This window comes from Eubacterium ramulus ATCC 29099 (genome assembly GCF_000469345.1).
Classification (GTDB): domain Bacteria; phylum Bacillota; class Clostridia; order Lachnospirales; family Lachnospiraceae; genus Eubacterium_I; species Eubacterium_I ramulus.
Window position 1 is genome coordinate 50,013 of sequence record NZ_KI271175.1, and the last position, 3,365, is coordinate 53,377.

Here is a 3,365-nt window from a genome sequence, read left to right on the forward strand (position 1 = left end):
ATACCGCCGCCCAGCGGAACGAAGATCATTCCATCTGCATAGGTAACCGGGATCAGGTTGAAACCTGCATTCATAAAGCAGTCGCTGCTCTTTAATACTTCACCGGTTTCCTTGTCCAGCATATATAATTTGCCGCCGGACTGTGTGTATACTTTGTTATCTACGATAACCGGTGTACTTCCGCTGGAAGGTGTGACAGAAGTACCCATCTGACGCTCCCATTTTACTTCGATACTTTCTTTTGTGATCGGAGTCTTGGACTTGATAACAGACTGATTGTTGGAGTCTGCACGGAATCCCGGATACTCTGCTTTCAGCTGTGGAAGCTTCTCACTCTCAGCTGCTTTATCCAGTGTAATGTTCAGTACAGAAGACTCAGCCAGTGTGATCTTGTCTGTCTTTCCTACATAACCGTCACAGGATGCGGTCCATGTATACTCTGTGCCCGGGAACATTTTAAATCTTCCATTTTCCGGATATACACGCTCGTTGTTTGCTGTGTACAGGCAGACCAGTGCATTTGCCGGCTCTGTCTTCGTTTCCAGATATACTGCTTCTACACGGTTGATCGTAACATTGTAGATAATCGGATTCTCGGAACCGTTATTTACCTTCACTGCTACTTTATTCTCACCGTTTTTGAGTGCCAGTGTGTAAACACCGCCTTTGGCACTTTCGCCATTAAACAGAACATCGGAGTCCTCCGGCTTACTGCTGTATGCCGGATCTACTGCTGCAAAAGTAACAGAAGAAACATCGTCTAATACATCCACGGAATACTCGGTTGTCTTATAAGAGAATTTAGGTGTAAATGCAATGGCATCACCATTCTGATCCGTTAATGTCAGATTTTTTAAGATTCCGTTGCGTTTTACATGAATGACATAATGTTCTTCTGCGTCACCCTTTGTCACAGTCATGTAAATATCATTGCCTTTTCCGCTGGCTTCAATCAGTTTATCATTGAACCAGATATAGGAATTATTTGCGCTGCCGGCCTGTGTAACTTCTCTGCCATCCTGACTGATGTAACGGAATGAATATTTTACCTCATTATCACTGTTTGCACCGGAAGCAAGGAGCGGTTTGAAGCCAACACTGTCACTGTCAGAATCTACAAAAAATGTTACTTCGCCTTTCTGATCAAAAGCCTGGTTTCCGGATATTCCGGACACTGCCAATGCACTTATCAACTCATGTTTCTCCGGAATTTCTTCCAGAGCAACGCTGCGGATTCCGGATACTTTTCCATCTTCCTGTTTCAGCAGCATATATACATTGTATCCTGCTTTTGTCAGATCTGTCAGTTCTAACGTATTTGCGCCCTCAACTGCATCTGCACTCTTACCATCTTTCTGGATGGTTGCTGCGTCCGGGGCTGCTTTATCAGCTTTCTGTACCAGGTAATATAAAGTACCTGCTTTGTTTGCTGTTACATTAATCTTTGCACTGTTGTCTGTACGCTCAGCTACTGCATCATCCGCAATTGTCAGAACCGGCAGTGCACCGTTTGTGTAAACGGTTACGAGATAATCTCTTGCCTGTGTACCATCTGCGGATGTCAGGGTCAGTTTTACCGTTGCTGAAGTAGCTACTCCTGCAGTGCGATCCGAAAAATCGACGCAGATATTGCGATCGCCTTTATAGTTAGTTCTTATATTAATGCTGTCGCCTTCTGCTTTGTTTCTTACACCGCTGACAGCAGTTGCCGTCAGAACATCTGTACTGTTTGCCCAATCTACCCAGATATATGCAGAGCTGATACTGGATGCAAGCGTCAGACCTGCGGCATAATTTGTCTGAACCGGATCAAATGCGGAATCCATGGTAAATACTTTTCCCATGCCGGCATTTGGATTGTCGGTAATCTTCATGCTGCTTAATGTCGGTCCACGGTAGATTACAAAGTTGTATACTCTTGTGGACTCACCTTTGATCAGCTGTACTTCTACCGGTGTCACATCACCGGTCAATGTAATATCCTGTTTTGCACCAGGAACACTATTGATGCGTACTTCTGTACCTGCATTAGCGGTCAGGTTCATGGTAACTTTTGATGTATTCAGATCTACATTTACCGTATGATCTGCAACACTTCCTGCAAAATCATTGCCACCGTCTACGACTGCATTGCCGCCTGTCACTTCCACACCGGTCAGATAGGATTCTGCACGTTTGATTGCAAACTGCCATGCGGAATCATTTTTCAGGTAAATCGTTCCATCACTGTCTGCTACCGCACTTGCGATACAGTACTGCTCATGACTCGGATTGTAGAATAATCCACTCTCCGGATCCGCTTCTGTCATACCCGGCTTATCTTTTACCATGTACAGCGAACCTTTTGCACTGTTTACCAGGAAGTATACATATACATATCCGGTCTCTTCTTCATATCCGTTGATGATCAGTCCGGATGTCTGACAATATGCAAAATCAGATTTGGTCGGAACCAGATAAGCTTTGCTCATGGCACCTGTCTCCGGGTTGATATCTGCTACCAGGATAGATGCGCCATCCTCACCAAAACCGCTGCCACCGGAAATACCAATGTAAAGACGGTTGTTGTAAATAGCCGGTGTACAGGTACTTGCGCCGCCATAATATAACGGCTCGATCAGGTTATCCAGATCTACTTTTCCATCCGCTGCCAGATTGTAGGAATACAGATATCCGCTCTGTGTAGAGAAGTAGATTCTTCCGTTATAATAGGAAACATCACTTCTTACTCTGTCTGCTTTTGTCTGGATCCTCTGTACGGTCACACCGGTATTTTTATCCATGACCATCAATGCACCGCCTGCGTCTACGGCAAATACATACTTGTCATTTGTCCATGCGCCGGCCCACCAGTAACCGGTCTTACTGTAATTAGTCCATAATGGTGTCTTCATTTCGGTCTGGTTGGACGGATCTTCATCAGTCGCTGTCAGACACACAAAATCGCCCATCTGGAAACCTACATAAATCCTTCCGTTCTCATAACGGATCGGGCTGTTGCAGGCACCGGTTCTTCCTTTATAACACCAGAGAGATTCCAGTGTGGAAGCGTTGAAGCACTGGATACCGCCGCCCAGCGGAACGAAGATCATTCCGTCTGCATAGGTAACCGGAATCAGGTTGAATCCTGCATTCATGAAACAGTCGCTGCTCTTTAAGACTTCACCTGTCTCTTTGTCCAGCATATATAATTTACCGCCGGACTGTGTATATACCTTGTTATCTACGATAACCGGTGTACTTCCGCTGGAAGGCGATACAGATGTACCCATCTGACGCTCCCATTTTACTTCGATACTTTCTTTTGTAATAGGAGTTTTTGCATTGATAACGGACTGATTGTTGGAGTCTGCACGGAATCCCGG

1 protein-coding gene is annotated in these 3,365 nt (G+C 45.2%); it reads right to left on the reverse strand.

Features of this window, described 5'->3' with window-relative positions:
* Positions 1–3,365 (reverse strand): outer membrane protein assembly factor BamB family protein (locus HMPREF0373_RS17060; RefSeq protein ID WP_021740270.1); only part of this gene is annotated, 3,365 nt, incomplete at both ends.